We start from the raw sequence: 381 nt of genomic DNA, 5'->3' as shown, positions 1-381 counted from the left end.
AGCGGCGCGCTTCCCGCCGCGACGCGTCCCACCTGCACCTAGGCTCGGGGCCATGACCCACGAGACGTCGGCACCCGCACCGGAGTACCGCCGCGGCCCCGTGCTGCTGCGGCGCGACCAGATCCCCGCCACGACCTCCGACCAGCGGCTGCTGTCGCGCGGCGAGGGCGCCTCCTGGCTGCACTCGGACCCCTGGCGCGTCATGCGGATCCAGAGCGAGTTCGTCGAGGGGTTCGGCGCGCTGGCGGCCGAATTCGGCGGCACCGGCTTTGACTGGGCGACCACGCCCGAGACGCGCGCCGCACTGTGGAAAATGCGGCACAACGCCTATCGCTCGTGTCTCGCGTTGCGGCCGGGGGCGACGGCAGTGGTGACGGATGT

General features: G+C 73.0%; 1 protein-coding gene. It reads left to right on the top strand.

Annotated elements, in window-relative coordinates:
* Positions 1-52 precede the first annotated feature (52 nt).
* Positions 53-381, top strand: a 329-nt coding sequence (locus G3I71_RS50760) for an FAD-linked oxidase C-terminal domain-containing protein (protein ID WP_343243326.1), incomplete at its 3' end; no start/stop codon positions are given.

The organism is Streptomyces sp. SID12501, assembly GCF_010550245.1.
Lineage (GTDB): Bacteria > Actinomycetota > Actinomycetes > Streptomycetales > Streptomycetaceae > Streptomyces.
This window is presented reverse-complemented; position numbering and strand designations above follow the sequence as displayed.